The 18923-nt window shown below is 69.4% G+C and carries 21 protein-coding genes; 16 read left to right on the top strand and 5 right to left on the bottom strand.

Translation table 11 applies throughout. The annotated features are described in order from the left end of the window. Positions 1-4 precede the first annotated feature (4 nt). From GO591_RS01060 to GO591_RS01050, 3 genes are read right to left on the bottom strand one after another with little or no spacing between them, the layout of a single operon-like run. Positions 5-1108 carry an AMP-binding protein gene (locus GO591_RS01060; RefSeq protein ID WP_157155111.1) on the bottom strand — a complete coding sequence of 368 codons (1104 nt, stop codon included), beginning with the start codon at positions 1106-1108 and terminating at the stop codon, positions 5-7. Then, a complete protein-coding gene (locus GO591_RS01055; RefSeq protein ID WP_157155110.1) occupies positions 1108-2019 on the bottom strand; it encodes a 1,4-dihydroxy-2-naphthoyl-CoA synthase in 912 nt (303 codons plus the stop codon). Before GO591_RS01055 ends, GO591_RS01060 begins: the two co-directional genes overlap by 1 nt. Before the next feature lie 10 nt (positions 2020-2029). Continuing rightward, a complete protein-coding gene (locus tag GO591_RS01050; protein ID WP_157155109.1) occupies positions 2030-2455 on the bottom strand; it encodes a hypothetical protein in 426 nt (141 codons plus the stop codon). 42 nt (positions 2456-2497) lie between these two features. On the opposite strand from GO591_RS01050, the gene GO591_RS01045 reads away from it, so the two are divergent. Beyond that, a complete protein-coding gene (locus tag GO591_RS01045; RefSeq protein ID WP_157155108.1) occupies positions 2498-3478 on the top strand; it encodes an o-succinylbenzoate synthase in 981 nt (326 codons plus the stop codon). On the opposite strand, the gene GO591_RS01040 is transcribed toward GO591_RS01045, so the two are convergent. Continuing rightward, positions 3468-4661, bottom strand: a complete 1194-nt coding sequence (locus tag GO591_RS01040; RefSeq protein WP_157155107.1) for an FAD-dependent oxidoreductase — start codon at positions 4659-4661, stop codon at positions 3468-3470. The genes GO591_RS01045 and GO591_RS01040 overlap by 11 nt on opposite strands. Positions 4662-4755: 94 nt before the next feature. Between GO591_RS01040 and GO591_RS01035 the strand changes: the two genes are divergently transcribed. The 4 genes from GO591_RS01035 to GO591_RS01020 all read left to right on the top strand — a co-directional run bounded on the left by GO591_RS01035 (position 4756) and on the right by GO591_RS01020 (position 8292). Further along, positions 4756-5568, top strand: a complete 813-nt coding sequence (locus GO591_RS01035) for an IclR family transcriptional regulator (RefSeq protein WP_157155106.1) — start codon at positions 4756-4758, stop codon at positions 5566-5568. A 74-nt stretch (positions 5569-5642) separates the two neighbouring features. Then, entirely contained in the window at positions 5643-6725 is a 1083-nt protein-coding gene (locus tag GO591_RS01030) for a cupin domain-containing protein (protein ID WP_157155105.1), read from the top strand. Between the two features lie 7 nt (positions 6726-6732). After that, entirely contained in the window at positions 6733-7554 is an 822-nt protein-coding gene (locus GO591_RS01025; protein WP_157155104.1) for a fumarylacetoacetate hydrolase family protein, read from the top strand. Between the two features lie 3 nt (positions 7555-7557). After that, a complete protein-coding gene (locus GO591_RS01020; RefSeq protein WP_157155103.1) occupies positions 7558-8292 on the top strand; it encodes a maleylpyruvate isomerase family mycothiol-dependent enzyme in 735 nt (244 codons plus the stop codon). Between the two features lie 130 nt (positions 8293-8422). Here the strand turns inward: GO591_RS01020 and GO591_RS01015 are convergent, their stop codons facing one another. Next, complete coding sequence (locus GO591_RS01015) at positions 8423-9346, bottom strand: DMT family transporter (RefSeq protein ID WP_198295514.1); 924 nt, start codon at positions 9344-9346, stop codon at positions 8423-8425. A gap of 91 nt (positions 9347-9437) precedes the next feature. Between GO591_RS01015 and GO591_RS01010 the strand changes: the two genes are divergently transcribed. The 11 genes from GO591_RS01010 (at position 9438) to GO591_RS00960 (ending at position 18598) form a co-directional block, all read left to right on the top strand. Next, complete coding sequence (locus tag GO591_RS01010) at positions 9438-10298, top strand: Fpg/Nei family DNA glycosylase (RefSeq protein WP_157155101.1); 861 nt, start codon at positions 9438-9440, stop codon at positions 10296-10298. Between the two features lie 42 nt (positions 10299-10340). Next, positions 10341-11102: an IclR family transcriptional regulator gene (locus GO591_RS01005; protein WP_157155100.1), complete on the top strand. Its 762-nt coding sequence runs from the start codon at positions 10341-10343 to the stop codon at positions 11100-11102. A gap of 95 nt (positions 11103-11197) precedes the next feature. Then, complete coding sequence (pcaH, locus tag GO591_RS01000; RefSeq protein ID WP_157155099.1) at positions 11198-11980, top strand: protocatechuate 3,4-dioxygenase subunit beta; 783 nt, start codon at positions 11198-11200, stop codon at positions 11978-11980. Continuing rightward, positions 11977-12564 carry a protocatechuate 3,4-dioxygenase subunit alpha gene (pcaG, locus tag GO591_RS00995; RefSeq protein ID WP_157155098.1) on the top strand — a complete coding sequence of 196 codons (588 nt, stop codon included), beginning with the start codon at positions 11977-11979 and terminating at the stop codon, positions 12562-12564. The genes pcaH and pcaG overlap by 4 nt, the downstream gene beginning before the upstream one ends. Then, complete coding sequence (locus GO591_RS00990; protein ID WP_232466227.1) at positions 12551-13888, top strand: class-II fumarase/aspartase family protein; 1338 nt, start codon at positions 12551-12553, stop codon at positions 13886-13888. The genes pcaG and GO591_RS00990 overlap by 14 nt, the downstream gene beginning before the upstream one ends. Beyond that, positions 13885-14655 (top strand): alpha/beta fold hydrolase, encoded by a 771-nt coding sequence (locus GO591_RS00985; RefSeq protein WP_157155096.1) that lies wholly within the window; start codon positions 13885-13887, stop codon positions 14653-14655. The genes GO591_RS00990 and GO591_RS00985 overlap by 4 nt, the downstream gene beginning before the upstream one ends. Then, a complete protein-coding gene (gene pcaC / locus GO591_RS00980) occupies positions 14655-15041 on the top strand; it encodes a 4-carboxymuconolactone decarboxylase (RefSeq protein ID WP_157155095.1) in 387 nt (128 codons plus the stop codon). Before GO591_RS00985 ends, pcaC begins: the two co-directional genes overlap by 1 nt. Before the next feature lie 250 nt (positions 15042-15291). After that, positions 15292-16011: a 3-oxoacid CoA-transferase subunit A gene (locus GO591_RS00975; RefSeq protein WP_157155094.1), complete on the top strand. Its 720-nt coding sequence runs from the start codon at positions 15292-15294 to the stop codon at positions 16009-16011. Further along, positions 16008-16643 (top strand): 3-oxoacid CoA-transferase subunit B, encoded by a 636-nt coding sequence (locus tag GO591_RS00970; RefSeq protein WP_157155093.1) that lies wholly within the window; start codon positions 16008-16010, stop codon positions 16641-16643. The genes GO591_RS00975 and GO591_RS00970 overlap by 4 nt, the downstream gene beginning before the upstream one ends. Positions 16644-16648: 5 nt before the next feature. Then, entirely contained in the window at positions 16649-17821 is a 1173-nt protein-coding gene (locus GO591_RS00965) for a thiolase family protein (RefSeq protein WP_157155092.1), read from the top strand. A gap of 9 nt (positions 17822-17830) precedes the next feature. Continuing rightward, complete coding sequence (locus GO591_RS00960) at positions 17831-18598, top strand: IclR family transcriptional regulator domain-containing protein (protein WP_157155091.1); 768 nt, start codon at positions 17831-17833, stop codon at positions 18596-18598. Positions 18599-18923: the final 325 nt, after the last annotated feature.

The following is an 18923-nucleotide window of genomic DNA, read 5'->3' as shown; positions in this document are numbered from 1 at the left end:
CGCGCTAACCCCTGGCGAGATCCTCGAGCGCACGGCGGTCGGGCTTGCCCGAGGCGAGCCGAGGCATCCGTTCCAGGGTGATCGCCCGATCCGGGCGTCCGGCCGGGCCGAGGGATGCTTCGACCGCGGCGCGCACCGCGGGAAGATCCACCGCCCGTTCCGAGACCAGTACCGGCACCTCGCCCCATTCCGGATGCGGGGCGCGCACGACGACCGCGTCGGCCAGCCTGGGCAGGTCACGGACGACGCGTTCGATGAGCCCGAGCGAGACCTTGACGCCGCCGGAGATGATCACATCGTCCAGGCGTCCGGTGACCCGCAGCACCCCGTCGGTGAACTCGCCGGTGTCGCCGGTGCGATACCAGCGACCGTCGAACCGCTCGGCGGTGCGCTCCGGGTCGTCAAGATAGCCGTCGGCGAGTACGGGACCGGCCAGCCACACCTCGCCGTCGACGATGCGAACCTCGACATTCGCGAACGGCACGCCGTCGTACACGCAGCCGCCGCTGGTTTCGCTTGAACCGTAGGTGCGGATGACGCGGGCGCCGAGCTCGCGCGCAGCCGCGAACAGGCTCGGCGGGGTGGCCTGGCCGCCCACCAGCACGGCGTCGAACGAGGCCAGCGCGGCATGCGCCTCGGGAGCGTCAACCAGCCGCGACAACTGGGCGGGCACCAGTGAGCAGTAGTGCCGGACCTTCGGCTGCATCCTGCCGGTCGCCTCGATGAAGGCTTCGGCGGTGAAGTGATCGCCGTGCAGCCGCACCGGTTCGGTTTCGGCGGCGAGCGAGCGGACGAGCACGTTGATCCCTGCGATGTAGTGCGACGGCAGCGCCAGCAGCCATTGCCCCGGGCCGCCGATCAGCGTGTCCGATCCGGCGGCGCTCGCCAGCAGCGCGTCGGCCGAGAGCGCGACCCGCTTCGGGGTGCCGGTCGAGCCGCTGGTCTCGACGACCACGGCGATCCGCTGCGGAACGGTTTCGGGGAGCACTCCCCCGGCGCTCGGGCTGTCGCTGTCGCTCTCACGGGGCAGGACCGCCGGACCGCCGGCGAGCGCGGCGCGCAGTTCGGGCAGGATGTCGCCGGTGACCACCCGCAGCGGCCGAGTCATCAGTACTGCCAGGGGTACGGGGACCAGTCCGGGTCGCGCTTCTCGAGGAATGAGTCGCGACCTTCGACTGCCTCGTCGGTGCCGTAGGCGAGCCGGGTGGCCTCGCCGGCGAACACCTGCTGGCCCACCATGCCGTCGTCGACCGCGTTGAACGCGAACTTGAGCATGCGGATCGCGGTCGGCGACTTGGTGAGGATGGTGTTTGCCCACTGCAAAGCCGTGGTCTCGAGCTCGGCGTGCGGGACTACCGCGTTCACCGCACCCATCTCGTAGGCGCGTTCGGCGGAGTACTCGTCGGCGAGGAAGAACACCTCGCGGGCGAACTTCTGCCCGACCTGCCGGGCGAAGTAGGCGCTGCCGTAGCCGGCGTCGAAGGATCCGACATCCGCGTCGGTCTGCTTGAACTTGCCGTGCTCGCGGCTGGCGATGGTGAGATCGCACACCACGTGCAGCGAGTGCCCGCCGCCGGCCGCCCAGCCGGGCACCACCGCGATGACGACCTTGGGCATGAACCGGATCAGCCGCTGCACCTCGAGAATGTGCAGCCGGCCACTGCGGGCGGCGTCGATGCCCGATGAGGTCTCGCCCTCGGCGTACTTGTACCCGTCACGGCCACGGATGCGCTGGTCGCCGCCGGAACAGAACGCCCAGCCGCCATCCTTCGGGCTCGGGCCGTTGCCGGTCAGCAGCACGACGCCGATCCGCGGGTTCTGCCGGGCGTCATCCAGCACCCGGTACAGCTCGTCGACGGTGTGCGGGCGGAACGCGTTGCGCACGTCGGGGCGATTGAACGCCACTCGAGCGACCCGCCCGGCGAGATCGTGGTGGTAGGTCACGTCAGTGAGGGTGTCGAAGCCTGCGACATCCGTCCACGCGTTCGCATCAAACAGGTCGGAAACCGCGGAAGTCATGCCCTCCAGCCTAGTAAGGCGTGAGCGAGGTGGCCGCGTTGATGGCGGCGCTGAACACTCCCGGATTGACCGCGATACCGACCACGAGAGCGATCCCCCCGCCGATTCGGCCCCAGCCCATGATCAGGGCGACGGCACCGCCGACGGCGGCCACACCGCTCAGGCCGATCGCGACCCAGAGCAGGGTCCAGCCGAGCACCGGCTGAGAGTCGCCGACCGAGTAGATCACCACGTCGACGGCGAGCGCGGCGACGGCGAGCGCGAACATCGCCCAGCCGAACCAGGGCCGGATGCCGCGGCCGCCGCTGTCCGCGGGTGGAGCGTGCCGCGCGTCCGCCGGGTCCGACGACTCCGATTGGTCGGCCGGGTCCAGCGGGTCGGCCGTGAATTCCGTCACGTCGGCGGATCGCAACCCGCCCGGCGTTTCAAGACTCATGCCGCCACCCTACTGGCGGTCGAGGGATAGCAGACTATGGGGATGACGCCGACCCTCGCCGAACTGCTCGCCACCGCCCGCGTCGTCGCCCTGCCGATGGCGGCACGGTTCCGCGGCATCACCGAACGTGAGGCCGTGCTGATCGAGGGGCCGCAGGGCTGGACCGAGTTCTCGCCGTTCCCCGAGTACGACGACGCCGAGGCGACCACTTGGCTGACGGCCGCGATTGACTTCGGGTGGCAAGAGGCGCCGGTTCTTCACCGGACGTCGATCCCGGTGAATGCGACGCTGCCCGCAGTCGACGCAAGCGAGGTAGCGACCGTGCTCGCCCGCTTCCCCGGCTGTCGCACCGTGAAGGTCAAGGTCGCCGAGCGCGGACAGACGCTCGCCGACGATGTCGCCAGGGTGGCAGCGGCGCGGGCGTTCCTCGGCGCAGAGGGTCGGGTGCGCGTCGACGCGAACGGCGGCTGGAACGTCGATGAGGCCGAGCATGCGATCCACGCGCTCGCCCCGTACGACCTGGAGTACGTCGAACAGCCGTGCGCGAGCGTCGACGAGCTCGCCGACATCCGCTCCCGGGTTCGCTATATGGGCATCCCGATCGCCGCCGACGAGAGCGTCCGCAAGGCCGCCGACCCGCTGGCCGTGGCCAGGGCCGAGGCGGCCGACCTCCTCGTGATCAAGGCTCAGCCCCTCGGCGGCGTCCACACGGCCCTGCGAATCGTGGCCGAGGCCGGGCTGCCGGTCGTCGTCTCCAGCGCCCTGGACACCTCGGTCGGTCTCTCGATGGGGGCGCACCTGGCCGCGGCCGTGCCCGAACTCGAGTTCGACTGCGGGCTCGGCACCGCGGCGCTGCTCAGCGCGGACGTGACGGATGCCCCGCTGCTGCCGTCAGCCGGCGCGATCGAGGTGCGCCGGGTCGAGGTCGACCCGGCGCTGCTCGATCAGTACGCGGCATCCGCCGACCGCCGCCAGTGGTGGCTGGAGCGGCTGGAGCGTTGCTACATGCTGCTCAGCGAGTAGCAGCGGCGTCCTTGCCCCACAGCCAGTCGGTGTAGCCGTAGTCATCGGCTCGCTTCGACTTGAACAGCAGGTTGCGCAGCGTGCGGGCGATGCCGTCGACATGCCAGGACTCGCCCCACTGTCGGGCCGTTGCCTGCACCCGCGCGGTGCGTCCGGTGCGCACCTCCTGCACCTGGGCGAACGCGTCATCCCAGCTGCCGGAACCATCGAACACACCAGCGCTCGCCTGCTCGAGGACTGCGGCATCCTCGAGTGCCTGGCAGGCGCCCTGCGCCAGGTACTGCAGCATCGGGTGCGCCGCGTCGCCGATCAGCAGCAGCCGGCCGTTCACCCAGTTCGGGATCGGGTTGCGGTCGTACATCGGCCAGCGGATGCCGTGCCAGAGGTTGTCGATCGCGCTACGCACCTCGGGGATGCAGTCGGCGTAAGCCTCTTCGAGCTCCTCACGGCCGGGGCTCTGTTCGATGCCGGACTCGAAGCTCTTCGACTTGAACACCGCGACGGTGTTGAGCAGCGCGCCGCCGCGCAGCGGGTACTGCACGAGGTGGCAGTCCGGCCCGAAGAACACGACAACGTCCTCGAGGTTCTCGTGGCCGCTGCCCGCGCGGTCGACGGTGCCGCGATAGGCGACGTAAGCCGAGCCGACCGGCTCATCGTCACTGACCTGCGCGCGAAGCGACGACTTCAAGCCGTCGGCGCCGATCACCGCTCCTGGCTCGATCACCTCACCAGAACTGAGCGTCACCCGCGCTCCGCCGTCGATCGTCTCGACCGACGCCACGTGCGAGCCCGTGCGCAGGTCGATGCCAGCGCGTTCGCAGGCGCGCAGCAGGATGCCGTGCAGGTCGCTGCGGTGGATGACGAGATACGGCGCACCGTACCGCTCGATGTAGGCGTCACCCAGCTCCTGACGAGTGAGTTCCTCACCGGTGATGGCGTCGCGGAAGACCAGGTGCTTCGGCTGGAAACCCCGCTCGAGGGCCTCGTCGAGCAGTCCCCACTCCTTCAGCAGCCGGGTGGCGTTCGGCGCGAGTTGCAGGCCGGCGCCTACCTCGCCGAACTCGGGCGCTTGTTCGAGCAGCGTGACCCGGCCGCCGTTGCGGCTCAGGCCCAGCGCCGCTGCGAGGCCGGCCATGCCGCCTCCGACGACGACTACATCGGGGTTCTGTGCTGCATCGGGCATGTGGTCCTCACTTCGTTGTCGAGTTCCCGCCGGGTGCACGGCGGGCAGGACGACTCTCCGCCGCGGCGCCAGGGTTTCTCCATAGAATTCTGGGATGCAGAAACCCCAGCCGCAGCGGAAGCGCCCCGCCTATGCGGTGGGCGCGGTCGACAGCGCCCTTCACCTGATCGAGCTGCTGCGCGACGCTGGCGCAGTGCGGTTGACCGAAGCCGCCGCCGAGCTCGGTGTCTCCCCGTCGACCGCACATCGGCTGATGGCGATGCTCGTCTACCGCGGTTTTGCCGTGCAGGACGAACGCCGGCGGTACCTTCCCGGGCCCGCCCTTGGCGAACGCCCGCTGACGGCAGGCTGGACGATGAGGCTGCGCCGAATCGCCCAGCCGCACCTGGAGGCTCTCGCGCACGAGCTGGGCGAATCGGCGAACCTGGTGGTGCGAGCCGGCTCGCACATCCGATTCCTCACCACGGTCGAGGGTGGCAACGTGCTGCGGGTGGGCGACCGGCAAGGCGCGATCCTGCCCGCACGCTTCGCCTCGGCCGGCAAAGCCATGCTTGCCGAGTTGGATCGGCCGGTGCTCGACCAACTGTTCCGCAGCCCGCAGGCTGAGGCCGGCGGTGACGCGATTCCCGAGCAGGAATTCGCCGCGTTCCTCACCGAGCTCGAGGGCGTGCGCCGCAACGGATTCGCCGCGAACGCGGAGTCCACCGAGGAGGGCATCAGCGCGGTCGGCGTCGCCGTCCGCAACGGGGCAGGCGAGGTGGTCGCCGGGTTGAGCATCGCGGTGCCAGCCATCCGCTATCGGGCGCTGGTCGGCAGCAGGATGCCGGGCGTGCTGTTCGCCGTCCGCGGCCGACTCGAGCGCGATCTGGCAGACTTCAGGATTGAGGACATCCCAGATTCTGCGTGACAGAAAGTGTTGGGCCGGGCGGATGCCGCCGTCCTACGCTCGCGGGAGGCAACCGCCGCGCTCAAGGAGGAGACATGGAAAACGCAGCCCCCGCCCCGACGGCTGAAGAAGAAGCCCAGCTGGAACAGCTGTACAAGGACTTCGATTCCGAGAACTTGATTCCGCTGTGGACCGAGATCGGCGAATTGATGCCGATGCACCCGACTCCGCAGGCGGTTCCCCACGTCTGGCGCTGGAACACCCTGCTGCCGCTGGCCGAGCGCTCCGGTGACCTGGTGCCGGTCGGCCGTGGCGGTGAGCGGCGCGCGATCGCGCTGGCGAACCCGGGTCTCGGTGGCCGGCCGTACGCGACCCCGACCCTGTGGGCGGCGATCCAGTATCTCGGCGGGCACGAGACCGCTCCGGAGCACCGGCACTCGCAGAATGCGTTCCGATTCGTGGTCGAGGGTGAAGGTGTCTGGACGGTCGTGAACGGCGATCCGGTGCGGATGAGCCGCGGCGACTTCCTGCTCACCCCCGGCTGGAACTTCCACGGGCACCACAACGAGACCGACCAGCCGATGGCCTGGATCGACGGCCTCGACATCCCGTTCGTGCACTACACCGACACCGCGTTCTTCGAGTACGGCACCGAGCGGGTCACCGACGAGTCCACGCCCAACATCTCCCGCAGCGAGCGGCTCTGGGGCCACCCCGGCCTGCGTCCGCTATCGGGTCTGGACAACACCATCAGCTCACCGATCGGCGCCTACCGCTGGGAGCACACCGACCGGGCTCTCACCGAGCAGCTGGCGCTCGAGGACGAGGGCCAGCCGGCGACCGTGTCGCAGGGCCACGCCGCCGTGCGCTTCGTCAACCCCACCACCGGCGGCGATGTCATGCCGACCATCCGTGCCGAGTTCCACCGGTTGCGGGCGGGCGCCTCGACCGAGACTGTGCGCGAGGTCGGCTCGAGCGTGTACCAGGTGTTCGAGGGTCGCGGCGCGATCGTGATCGACGGCGTGGTGAATAACCTCGAGAAGGGCGACCTGGTCGTCGTCCCGTCGTGGGCGCCGTGGTCGCTGCAGGCCGAGACCCAGTTCGACCTGTTCCGCTTCGGTGACCAGCCGATCGTGGAACGCCTCCACTTCAACCGCACGTTCATCGAAAGGGCCTGATTCACCAATGCGACTTGTCACACTGCGCACCACCACCGGCACCGCCGCCGCCGTCGAGACGGCGGACGGCTACCGCGAGGTTGATGGCGTCGCCGACGTCGGAGCCCTGCTCGCGAACCCGGACTGGCGCGAGGTCGCTGCCGCGGCATCCGGCCCGCTGCACCAGAAGGATGCCGCGGACCTGGCACCGGTCGTGCCGAACCCAGGCAAGATCATCTGCGTCGGCCTGAACTACCGCAACCACATCCTCGAGATGGGCCGCGAGCTCCCCGAGTACCCGACCCTGTTCGCGAAGTTCCCGGAGACCCTGACCGGCCCGAACGATGACATCGAGCTGCCCGAGGAGGACTCCGCGATCGACTGGGAAGCCGAGCTCGGTGTGATCGTCGGCCGCTCCGGTCGCCGGATCCCGGAAGCCGAGGCCGCCGACTACATCGCCGGCTACACCGTCGCCAATGACGTGTCGATGCGCACCTGGCAGTTCCGCACGATCGAGTGGCTGCAGGGCAAGAACTGGGAGGAGTCGACCCCGCTCGGCCCGGCACTGGTCACCACTGACGAGTGGGCGCCGGGCGGCGCGATCCGCACCGTGCTCGATGGTGAAGTGATGCAGGAGGCATCCACCGGTGACCTGGTGCACGACCCGGCGTTCCTGGTGTCGTACGTGTCGACGATGGTCACGCTGAACCCGGGCGATGTCATCATCACCGGCACCCCCGGTGGTGTCGGCCACGCCCGCAAACCGCAGCGCTATCTGACCGACGGCCAGGTGGTCGAGGTGTCGATCGAGGGCCTGGGCACGCTGCGGAACAAGGCAGTCAAGGCCTGACCGATGGTCGCCCGTCACGATCTCGCCACCGATCCGGAGCTGCTTGATGCGCTGCTCGTCGCGCGCCGCGGCACAGCGTTCTTCGGCCGCAAGCTGAACGAACTGCCCGACGCCGAGTTCGGCGAACCGTCGCTGTTGCCCGGCTGGACCCGCGCCCACGTGATCTCCCACGTCGGCTACAACGCACGCGCGATCGCCCGGCTGATCGAGTGGGCGAACACCGGTGTCGAGACGCCTATGTACGAGTCCACCGAGGCTCGCGGCTATGAGATCGAGTACGGCGCCACGCTGCATCCGATCGCCCTGCGAAACCTGTACGAGCACGCCGCGATCCACCTGAACGTGGAATGGCGGGACACGCCCCAGGATGCCTGGACCCACGAGGTCCGCACCGCGCAGGGCCGGATCGTGCCCGCCTCGGAGACAGTGTGGATGCGCACCCGCGAGGTGTGGATCCACGCAGTGGACCTCGGCAACGGGGCCCGGCTCTCCGACATCCCGGAATCGGTGCTGTCCCGCCTGCTCGACGACGTCACCGGCGCCTGGAAGACCCGCGGCACCGACACCGACCTGGTGTTGCGCGTCGACGGCACCGACCGTGAGTACGGCGACCTGGACTCGGCCGCGCCGACCGTGATCAGCGGCAGCCTGCCGCAGGTCGCCGCCTGGGCCACCGGCCGCAGCCGCGACGTGCAGTCGAGCACCGGCGAAGTGCCCGACCCGCCGCGCTGGCTCTGAGTCGCCCCACTCCACTTCGCCGAGCCTGCACAAATGGGGGTTATGCGGCCGCATAACCCCCATCTGCGTAGGCTCACGAGTCAGTTAGTTGGCTTCTCGGCGCGACCCACCCACCTCCCGACCAGGGAGATCAGTGCGGCAGCGGTTCCAGGGGAACCACTTCGTCGCCGTCACCGGGCCGGCCCGTGCCGGCGATGCGTGCCCGGCGTCCGCGGCTCGGCCACTCGACAATGAGCATGGCCACGATCATCAACGCGCCGCCGATGACGGTCTTGATGGCAAGGACCTCCTGCCCGACGCCCACCGAGATCGCGGCAGTGAAGACGACCTCGAGAGTGAGGATGATCGCGACCCGGGATGCGTCCAGCTTCGCCTGCGCCCAGGTCTGCACGAAGAATGCGAACACGGTCGCGAACACCGCAGTGAACAGCACCGCGATCCAGACATCCGGATTCGGCGGTCCCTGGAAGCCGTCCGGGAGCGCCCCGATCCAGCAGACCACGGCGACCGCACACAGTTGCACGAAGGTGAGGGCGTAGCTGTCGATCGTGGGGCTGAACCGTCCCAGGCCGACGATGTGCAGCGCGAAGAGCACCGCGCAGACGATGCCCCAGACCTGCCCGATCTCGATACTCAGGCCGGTGATGGAGATGAAGCCGAGACCGACCAGGGCGAGCACCGACCCGATGGCCACTTTCGCGCCGATCCGCTGGCGGAAGAACAGCCAGCCGAGAACCGGGGTGAGCACGACGTACACGCCGGTCAGGAACCCGGTGATCGCCGCGGTAGTCAGCTCCAGGGCGATGGTCTGCGTGATGTAGGCGAGTCCCAGGACAACCCCGAGCGACCCGCCCATCGCGAGCGTTCGAGGCTGCAGGGCGACCAGCACGCGGGGTCTGACCACGAGCATGATCACGGCGGCAATCGTGAACCGGAGCGCAAGGAAATCGAAGAACGGCTGCTGTTCGATCGCCGGCTTCATGATGACGAACGCGGCACCCCACACCGCTGCGACCGCAACCAACGACCAGGCGGCGAGACGCGGCGAATTCACTGCTCCACGATAGCCACCGCACGCGACACACTCAGCACTCGGCGATCGGGCGACCCGAGCGAATGTCGGCCGCGGATGAGACGATGATCGCGTGCCTGAGCTGCCCGAGGTGGACGCGCTCGTTGGATTCCTCCGTGAGCACGCGGTCGGCCATGCCGTGACGACGGCAACCGTCGCGGCGATCTCGGCGCTGAAGACGTTCGATCCTCCGCTGAGCGATCTCGCCGGGCGCTCGATCGACGCCGCGGCCCGGCACGGCAAATTCATCGACCTCGATCTGGGCGGGCTGCACCTGGTCTTCCACCTCGCCCGGGCCGGCTGGCTGCGCTGGTCAGACGAACTGCCGAACACGGTGATCAAGCCGAACAAGTCGCCGATCGCGCTGCGCGTGCGCCTCGACAGCGGCGCCGGATTCGACCTCACCGAGGCCGGCTCGAAGAAGTCCCTTGCCGTCTACGTCGTCCGCGACCTGGCCGACGTGCCCGGCATCGCCCGCCTCGGCCCGGATCCCACCGCCGACGGTTTCACGCTCGAGGACTTCGCCGCGATCCTGGACGGCCGGCGCACCCAGGTCAAGGGACTGCTGCGCGACCAGTCGGTGTTCGCCGGGGTGGGCAACGCCTACTCCGACGAGATCCTGCACAACGCCCGCATGTCGCCGTATGCGCTGGCCGCCAAGCTGAAACCCGACGAGGTGGAGCGGCTCTACCGCGCGCTGCGTGACACCCTCGCCGAGGCAATGGCCGAGGCATCCGGTCGCCGTCCCGACCAGCTCAAGGACTCCAAGCGCACGCACATGCAGGTGCACGGCCGCGACGGCGAGGCCTGCCCGGTCTGCGGCGACACCGTCCGCTCGGTGATCTTCCACGACTCCACCTTCCAGTACTGCCCCACCTGCCAGACCGGCGGCAAGCCGCTGGCCGACCGGGTGCTGTCCCGGCTGCTCAAGTAGCCACGTTTTCCGCCCGGCGAGCGCCGCCACTAGCGTGAGGACATGGCCGGACGCATCCAGACCCCGGGCGAGTCAGTGCTCGCCAGGGCAATGCGGATGCTCCGGGCGTTCGACGCCGACCATGACAGGTTGACCGTCGCCGAACTCGCGCAGCGGGCTGGGCTTCCGCTGTCTACCGCGCACCGGATGGCCACCGACCTTGCAGAGCAGGGCGCCCTTAGCCGCACCCCCGACGGCCGCTACACGATCGGCACCGCGTTGTGGGAACTCGGCGAACTGGCCCCGGTGAGCCTGCGCCTGCGCAACCTGGCGATGCCGCACCTGATGAGCCTGTACGACGCCACCGGTGAGAACGTGCACCTCGCGGTGCTCGACGGCTACGAGACGCTTTACCTCGAGCGGATCACCGGCCCGCGCGCGATCCGGCTGCTGAGCCGCGTCGGCGGGCGGCATCCGCTGCACACCACCGGCGTCGGTAAGGCGCTGTTGACCACCCGGGACGACACCTGGTTCGCCGGTTACGCCGCCGTCGAGCTGGAACGCGACACCACCTTCTCGATCACCTCGCACGAGCATCTGCTGGCCGATATCGAGGCCGCCCGCGAGCGCGGCTACGCGGTCACCCGGCAGGAGATGACGCTGGGCAACGTGTCGATCGCCGCGGCGCTGCCACCGATCGAGGGCCTGCCGCCAGCCGCGGTGGGTGTGGTCACGCACCTCGAGCGGGTCGACGAGGACACGCTCGCGCCGCAGGTCGTCCGCACCGCGCAGGTCATCGCCGACACCATTCGATCCGCCCGCTGACCGGCCTAATCCCACTGAGTGGATCGCGCCGACTTGGCGTGGTCGGCGCGCTGATGGGACGCTGAACCGATCCCCCTCGGTCAAAGGAGTCCCGGATGTCTGCGCCCAACCTGTCGAGCCAGCACGAGATCACGGAAGAGATCCAGTCGCTGCACGCCGCCTATCAGGACGGCCTGAAGACCGGCGCCGCCGAAGAAACCCAGCCCGACATCGGCTTCCGGCCCTACCGCTCCAGCATCCTGCGGCATCCGACCAAGAACCCGAAGCTGGTCGACCCCGAGACCATCGAGCTCCTCTCCCCCGCATTCGGCGAACGGGACATCGCCGCGATCGAGGCTGACCTCACCATCCAGCACGCCGGCGAGCCGCTCGGCGAGCGCATGGTCGTCACCGGCCGGCTGCTCGACGGCGACGGCCGCCCGGTCGCGAACCAGCTCATTGAGCTCTGGCAGGCCAACGCCGCCGGCCGCTACATCCACCAGCGCGACCAGCACCCGGCGCCGCTCGACAACAACTTCACCGGCGCCGGACGGGTGATCACGAACGCCAACGGCGAATACCGGTTCACGACGATCAAGCCGGGCGCCTACCCGTGGCGCAACCATGACAACGCGTGGCGTCCCGCCCACATCCACTTCTCGATCTTCGGCCACGCCTTCACGCAGCGCATCGTCACCCAGATGTACTTCCCGGGTGACCCGCTGTTCCCACTGGACCCGATCTACAACTCGATCAAGGACCAGCGAGCCCGCGACCGACTTGTCGCCACGTACGACCACGACCTCACCAGCCCGGAATGGGCGCTGGGGTACCGTTGGGACATCGTGCTGACCGGTTCCGAGCGAACCTGGACCGAGCCGGAAGGAGACGTCCGATGACGACGCACGCTGCTACTCCCGGGCAGACCGTCGGACCCTTCTTCCACTACGGCATGGAGTTCGAAGGCAGCACCGACCTGGTGCCGCCGGGAACCCCGGGCGCCGTGCGACTATCCGGTCGTGTGCTCGACGGCAACGGCGATCCGCTGCCGGACGCCCTGGTGGAGATCTGGCAGACGGATGCCACGGGGCAGGTGCCGCGCGGACGTGCCGCCCTGCGCCGCCACGCCTACCGCTGGGACGCACCAGTTCGCCGGGAGGGAACCGAATTCACCGGGTTTGGCCGCTCCGCCACCACCCAGGACGGCGAGTACCAGTTCTGGACGGTGAACCCCGGCCCGGCAGCCGAGAACGCCGCCCCGTTCTTCGCGGTGGTCGTGTTCGCGCGCGGCCTGCTGAACAAGCTGCACACCAGGATCTACCTGCCCGAGAACGCTGAGGCGATCGCCTCCGACCCGCTGCTCAGCTCGCTCGACGACGCCGAACGCGCCACCCTGATCGCCAGCCGCGATGAGGCCGGCCACCTGCGCCACGACATCCGCCTGCAGGGTGAGAAGGAGACCGTCTTCCTTGCCTTCAAGTGACGGGGCTGACGTCGGACTGCTCGCCCCACTCTGGGCGGGCACGGCCGTCGTCCCGGTGACCGGGGACGCCGCGATAGTTGCGGCCATGCTCGAGGTCGAGATCGCGCTGGCTCGCGTGCAGGCGCCGACCGCGGCAGCCGACGCCATCGAGAAGGTGCTGCGCGAGGCATCCGTCGATCCCGGCCAACTGGCCATTGCCGCGCGCGGCGGCGGAAATCCGGTGATCCCGTTGCTGGCCGAACTGCGGCCGATGCTTGATGCGGACTCGGCAACCTGGCTGCACCGCGGCGCCACCAGCCAGGATGTGGTCGACAGTGCGCTGGTGCTGGTTGCCCGCGACGCCACCCGGCTGGTTCTTGCCGACGCCGACGCCGTGATCGGCTCGCTCGCCGGGCTGGCTGAGGCCCATGTCGAGACGCTGATGACCGGTCGCACGCTCACCCAGTCGGCGATCCCAACCACCTTCGGGCTCAAGGCCGCCGGCTGGCTGACCGGCGTGGTGGCAGCCACCCGCCAGCTGCGGGCAGCCGCCGGGGCGCTGCCGGTGCAACTCGGCGGCGCGGCCGGAACGCTGGCGTCGTTCACCACCCTGCACGACGACGCGCAGCCGATCGTCGATGGCCTGGCCGAGCAGCTCGGCCTCGTGACGCCGGTCGCGCCCTGGCATGTGCAGCGGCATCCGATCACCAGCCTCGGTGACGGGCTTGCTGCGCTCAGCGACGCCCTTGGGGTGATCGCCGCGAACGTGTCGCTGCTGGCGCGCGCCGAGATCGGTGAGCTGGCCGAACCGAGCCGCGAGGGCGGCGGCGGATCCTCGGCGATGCCGCACAAGCAGAACCCGGTGCTGTCGACCCTGATCAGCTCGGGTGCCCTGCGCGCGCCCTCGCTGGCCGCGGACCTGCATCGCGCCGCGGTCACGGTCGACGAGCGGCCGCCGGGTGCCTGGCACAGCGAGTGGCAGGTGCTGCGCGAGTTGCTGCGTACCGTCGGCGGCCAGGCCGAGACGGCTCGGGAACTGGTCGGCGGACTCGTGGTGAACGCCGACCGGATGCGGCAGAACCTGGACCGGGTCGGCGACGTCGTCATCAGCGAGCGGGTCATGCTGGAACTGGGCCCGGTGATCGGTAAGGGCGCGGTGCAGGATGCCGTCGACCACGCCGCCCGGAGCGGAAGTCGCCTTCGCGACATCCTGCACGCGATTCCAGAGCTCGCCGACTGGAGCGACCAACGGCTGGCCGACCTCACCGATCCCGCGCAGTACACCGGCGCCGCCGCCGCGATCATCGCGCGCGCGGTTGCCGATTCGAGGAAGGACACCAATTGACGACACCCGCGATCGTCGCCGCGCACTCCCCCGGCAGCGGCCCGGCCCTGATACTCGGCCCAAGCCTCGGCACATCAACGGCACTCTGGGAGCCGGCGCTGCCGCTGCTCACCCAGAGCTTCGACGTTCTCGCGTGGGATCTGCCCGGGCACGGTGAGTCGCCCGCGGCGTCCGCCCCGTTCACCATCGCCGACCTGGCCGATGCGGTCGTCCGCCGAGCCGACGACGCCGGCTTCGACACCTTCTTCTATGCCGGGGTCTCGCTCGGCGGCGCCGTCGGCCTGGAGCTCGCGCTCAACTACCCGACCCGAGTGCGCGGACTCGCGGTGCTCTGCTCGGCGGCGAAGATCGGCACCGCCGAGGGCTGGCACGAACGTGCGCAGGCGGTGCGCAACATGGGCACCCCGCATCTGGTGGTGGCGTCGGCGCAGCGTTGGTTCGCTCCCGGATCGGTCGAGGCGAACCCGGAGATCACCAGCAAGCTGCTGCACACGCTGTCGGACGCGGATGACGCCAGCTACGCCTTCTGCTGCGAGGCACTTGCCGGGTTCGACGTGCGCGATCGGCTCGGCGAAATCGCCACCCCCGTGATTGCGATCGCCGGATTGCACGACGAGGTCACTCCATTCACCGAGCTCGAGGCCATCGCCACGGCCGTGCAGCGCGGCGAGGTCGCCGAAGTGGTCGGCGCCTCACACCTCGCCCCCGCCGAGCAGCCGGCCGACGTGACGAGGCTGATCACCGACTTCTTCGGCAAGGAGCACTGATGGACGACCAGACCCGCTATGACCAGGGCATGGGCGTGCGCCGGCAGGTGCTCGGTGACGCGCACGTCGACCGCGCCAACGCCGGCATCACCGCCGACACCGCCGACTTCCAGGACTTCATCACCCGCACCGCCTGGGGAGACGTCTGGTCTCGGCCGGGACTGGACCGTCGCAGCCGGTCGATAAGCGTGCTCTCGTCGCTGGTCGCCCACGGGCACCACGAGGAACTCGCGATGCACATCCGCGCGGCGATCACCAACGGGCTGACCCGCGAGGAGATCGGCGAGATCTTCCTGCAGACCGCGATCTACAGCGGAGTTCCCGCGGCGAACACTGCGTTCCGCATCCTGCAGCAGACGCTGCCGCTGCCCGACGCCGACGAGTAGGCGGGCGGCTGGTCGGGTAACCCGCTGGTCGAGCCTGCCGGGACCCCACTGACTGGGCCTGTTCGGTACGTCCGTGCCTGCTCGAGCAGGCGCAGACGTACCGGAAGGGCACAGACGTGCGCGCCGCGACCACGCACGACCGCTTGGCGAGCCGGAGCCCTTGCCGCCGGCCCCATCCGCGGTGTACGCTCACCATAAGAACATGTGTTCGCATTGCGTACACAACGGACGACTGATGAGGGACGTGCGGATGCTGTCAAAGCTGACACCCACGGCGTCGGATGCCCTGGCGGACATCCCCGACGGCGCCACGATCATGATCGGCGGCTTCGGTCGAGCGGGTCAACCGGTTGAGTTGATCGACCAGCTGCTCGAGCACGGCGCATCCAACCTCACCGTGATCAACAACAACGCCGGCAACGGTGACACCGGGCTGGCCGCGCTGCTCGCTGCCGGTCGAGTCCGCAAGATCGTCTGCTCGTTCCCGCGGCAGACCGACTCGCACGTCTTCGATGCCCTGTACCGGGCAGGCAAGATCGAGCTCGAGCTGGTCCCGCAGGGCAACCTGGCCGAACGCATCCGCGCCGCCGGTGCCGGCATCGGCGCGTTCTTCACTCCCACCGGATACGGCACGACCCTCGCCGAGGGCAAGGAGACCCGGGTCATCGACGGCCGCAACTACGTGCTCGAGTACCCGATCCGCGCCGACTTCGCGCTGATCAGCGCCTACCGCGCCGACCAGCTCGGCAACCTCGTCTACCGCAAGACCAGCCGCAACTTCGGCCCGGTCATGGCGGCGGCGGCGGATGTCACCATCGCCCAGGTCGACCGGGTGGTGCCCGTCGGCTCCCTCGACCCCGAGAACATCGTCACCCCCGGCATCTTCGTGAGCCGGGTCGTCGAAGTGGGCGACCGGCCCTGGCTGGTCGGCAGCGAGTTCGACGCCGAACTGGAGGAAGCGGAAGCATGACCGGCCTCGACCGTAAGGCGCTTGCCGCCCGAATCGCCTCCGATATCCCGGTGGGCGCCTATGTCAACCTCGGCATCGGTGCGCCGACCCTGGTCGCCGACTATCTGCCCGAAGAGCGCAACATCACGCTGCACACCGAGAACGGGATGCTCGGCATGGGGCCGGCCGCGACGGGCGACGAAATCGACCCCGACCTGATCAACGCCGGCAAGATCCCGGTGACTGAGCCTGCCGGCGCCGCGTACTTCCACCACGCCGACTCGTTCGGCATGATGCGCGGCGGGCACCTCGACGTCTGCGTGCTCGGAGCCTTCCAGGTCTCCGTGAGCGGTGACCTCGCCAACTGGCACACCGGCGCACCGGATGCCATCCCCGCGGTCGGCGGCGCAATGGACCTCGCCATCGGCGCGAAGAGTGTCTGGGTGATGATGGACCTGCTCACCCGCGACGGTGTCGCGAAGCTGGTTGAGGCCTGCAGCTACCCGCTCACCGGCGTCGGCTGCGTGAACCGTGTTTACACCGACCGTGCCGTTTTCGCCGTCGGCCCGGACGGGGCATCCGTCATCGAGGCGTTCGGCGACACCACAATAGAAGAGTTGCGCGAGCTCACCGGGCTCGCCCTGACGAAATGAGCACCATGAGCTCTGCATTCATCTACGACGCCGTCCGCACCCCGTTCGGCCGGATCGGTAAAAGCCTCGCCGACGTGCGGCCCGATGACCTCGCCGCGCACACCCTGCAGGCGCTCATCGAGCGACACCCGGGCTTCGATCTCGGGCGCGTCGACGACGTGATCCTCGGCGATGCGAACGGCGCCGGCGAGGACAACCGGAACGTCGCGCGGATGGCGGCCATCCTTGCCGGCTTCCCGACCAGCATCCCCGGAGTCACGGTCAACCGGCTGTGCGGCTCGAGCGTCGAGTCGGTCATGCAGGCCAGCCGCGCCATCGAGACCGGCGATGCCGACCTCATCGTCGCCGGCGGCGTCGAGTCGATGAGCCGCGCCCCCTGGGTGCTGCCCAAGCCGGGCAAACCGTACCCGGCGGGCAACGAGACCATGTACTCGACCACCCTCGGCTGGCGGATGGTGAACCCGCGCATGTCGAAGCAGTGGACCGTGTCGCTCGGCGAGAGCACCGAGATCTTGGCTGAGCGCTATGGCATCGGCCGCGAGGAGCAGGACGAGTTCGCCGCGCGCAGCCACCGCAACGCGGCGGCGGCGTGGGATGCCGGCATCTACGACAACGAGATCGTTCTGGTGCCCGACAGCACCTTGACCCGGGACGAGGGCATCCGCCCCGACACCACGGTCGAGACCCTCGCCGGGCTGAAGACCGCCTTCCGCGCCGAGAACGGCACGGTCACCGCGGGCAACGCGTCGACGCTCAACGACGGGGCATCCGCGCTGATCATCGGCGGCGAGGGTGCCGTTGACGCGGAACCGCTGGCCCGGATCATCGGCCGCGGCGCATCCGGCGTCGACCCCGACGTGTTCGGCATCGGACCCGTCGAGGCCGCCAACCGCGCGCTCGCCCGCGCCGGCAAGACCTGGGCGGATGTCGATGTGGTCGAACTGAACGAGGCGTTCGCCGCGCAAAGCCTCGCCTGCCTGAAGCTGTGGCCGGAGCTCGACCCCGAGAAGGTCAACATCCACGGCGGCGCCATCGCGATCGGGCACCCGCTCGGGGCATCCGGCGGCCGCATCATCGGACACGTGGCCCACGAGCTCAAGCGTCGCGGCGGCGGTGTCGGCGTGGCCGCGATCTGCATCGGCGTCGGCCAGGGCCTGGCCGTGGTGCTCGAGCGTTAACCTGAGCGGATGACCACTCCTGCCAGCGGCGAGTACGTCCAGTCGCTCGCGCGCGGGCTGGCGGTGATCCGGGCGTTCACGGCCGAGCAACCGCGCATGACGCTCAGCGACATCGCCAGGGCCACCGACCTGACCCGCGCCACCGCCCGCCGCTTCCTGCTGACGCTCGAAGAGCTCGGCTACGTCCGATCGGACGACCGGGAGTACTCGCTGACCCCCCGCGTGCTCGAGCTGGGCTTCAGTTTCCTGTCGTCGCTGTCACTGCCCGAGATCGCGCAACCACACCTCGAGAAGCTGTCGCGCGCGGTCGGAGAGTCGACGTCGGCGTCGGTGCTCGACGGCACCGATGTGGTCTACGTTGCCCGAGTGGCGATGCGGCGGATCATGACGGTCAACATCACCATCGGCACCCGGTTCCCCGCGCACGCCACCTCGATGGGACGGGTGCTGCTGGCGAACCTGCCGGAGACCTCACGCGAGGAGTTCCTGGTGGGCTTCGGCACCGAGGCGTTCACGTCGCACACCATCACCGCACCGGACGCGCTGCGCGATGAGCTCGAGCGGGTGCGCGAACAGGGCTGGGCGATGGTCGACCAGGAACTGGAATTCGGCCTGCGCTCACTCGCCGCTCCGGTGCGCCGCCGCGGCAAGGTGGTGTCGGCGATCAACGTGTCGACCGCTGCCGGACAGACGGATGTCGCGGACACCCGCGACCGGCTGCTGCCATCGCTGCTGGAGGCGGCGCGGGCGATCAGCGACGACCTGGAGCACTACTGAGCGAGCCCGCGTAGCCGGACAGAAAGTCCGCCATTCCTGCTGATTCCGCACGGCGTGGGGCACCCGGCCAGGCTCCGCGCGGTGTTTCGTTGACCGCGCGCCTGTTCTAACCTCAGCGGAGTTTCCGGATCGTCTCGCAGTCGAAGGCGGCGGGCCGTAGGGCCCGGAAAATTCTCGCGATCGCCGTGGTGATGGCCCTAACTGAGGACGATCCGCGCAACGCCGCGCCCCGAAGCCAACCGGCACGGCGTGGCGCCGGGGCTCCTTGGTTACGGACAACTCAAGGATCCAGCTACGGACCACCCCGAGCTCCGACTCCGTCGGG

The organism is Diaminobutyricimonas sp. LJ205 (genome assembly GCF_009755725.1).
GTDB lineage: Bacteria > Actinomycetota > Actinomycetes > Actinomycetales > Microbacteriaceae > Ruicaihuangia.
Note: the sequence above shows the minus strand (reverse complement) of the source record. Positions and strands in the feature narration are given on the sequence as shown.

Bases quoted from the DNA above. Each gene is read 5' to 3' on its own strand.
- GO591_RS00970 (WP_157155093.1), top strand. From the start codon at position 16,008: ATGACCGGCCTCGACCGTAAGGCGCTTGCCGCCCGAATCGCCTCCGAT.
- GO591_RS00965 (WP_157155092.1), top strand. From the start codon at position 16,649: ATGAGCTCTGCATTCATCTACGACGCCGTCCGCACCCCGTTCGGCCGG.
- GO591_RS01035 (WP_157155106.1), top strand. From the start codon at position 4,756: ATGCAGAAACCCCAGCCGCAGCGGAAGCGCCCCGCCTATGCGGTGGGC.
- GO591_RS01055 (WP_157155110.1), bottom strand. From the start codon at position 2,019: ATGACTTCCGCGGTTTCCGACCTGTTTGATGCGAACGCGTGGACGGAT.
- GO591_RS00975 (WP_157155094.1), top strand. From the start codon at position 15,292: ATGCTGTCAAAGCTGACACCCACGGCGTCGGATGCCCTGGCGGACATC.
- GO591_RS01040 (WP_157155107.1), bottom strand. From the start codon at position 4,661: ATGCCCGATGCAGCACAGAACCCCGATGTAGTCGTCGTCGGAGGCGGC.
- GO591_RS01005 (WP_157155100.1), top strand. From the start codon at position 10,341: ATGGCCGGACGCATCCAGACCCCGGGCGAGTCAGTGCTCGCCAGGGCA.
- GO591_RS00960 (WP_157155091.1), top strand. From the start codon at position 17,831: ATGACCACTCCTGCCAGCGGCGAGTACGTCCAGTCGCTCGCGCGCGGG.
- GO591_RS01060 (WP_157155111.1), bottom strand. From the start codon at position 1,108: ATGACTCGGCCGCTGCGGGTGGTCACCGGCGACATCCTGCCCGAACTG.
- GO591_RS01020 (WP_157155103.1), top strand. From the start codon at position 7,558: ATGGTCGCCCGTCACGATCTCGCCACCGATCCGGAGCTGCTTGATGCG.
- pcaC (WP_157155095.1), top strand. From the start codon at position 14,655: ATGGACGACCAGACCCGCTATGACCAGGGCATGGGCGTGCGCCGGCAG.
- GO591_RS01030 (WP_157155105.1), top strand. From the start codon at position 5,643: ATGGAAAACGCAGCCCCCGCCCCGACGGCTGAAGAAGAAGCCCAGCTG.
- GO591_RS01045 (WP_157155108.1), top strand. From the start codon at position 2,498: ATGACGCCGACCCTCGCCGAACTGCTCGCCACCGCCCGCGTCGTCGCC.
- GO591_RS01025 (WP_157155104.1), top strand. From the start codon at position 6,733: ATGCGACTTGTCACACTGCGCACCACCACCGGCACCGCCGCCGCCGTC.
- pcaH (WP_157155099.1), top strand. From the start codon at position 11,198: ATGTCTGCGCCCAACCTGTCGAGCCAGCACGAGATCACGGAAGAGATC.
- pcaG (WP_157155098.1), top strand. From the start codon at position 11,977: ATGACGACGCACGCTGCTACTCCCGGGCAGACCGTCGGACCCTTCTTC.
- GO591_RS01050 (WP_157155109.1), bottom strand. From the start codon at position 2,455: ATGAGTCTTGAAACGCCGGGCGGGTTGCGATCCGCCGACGTGACGGAA.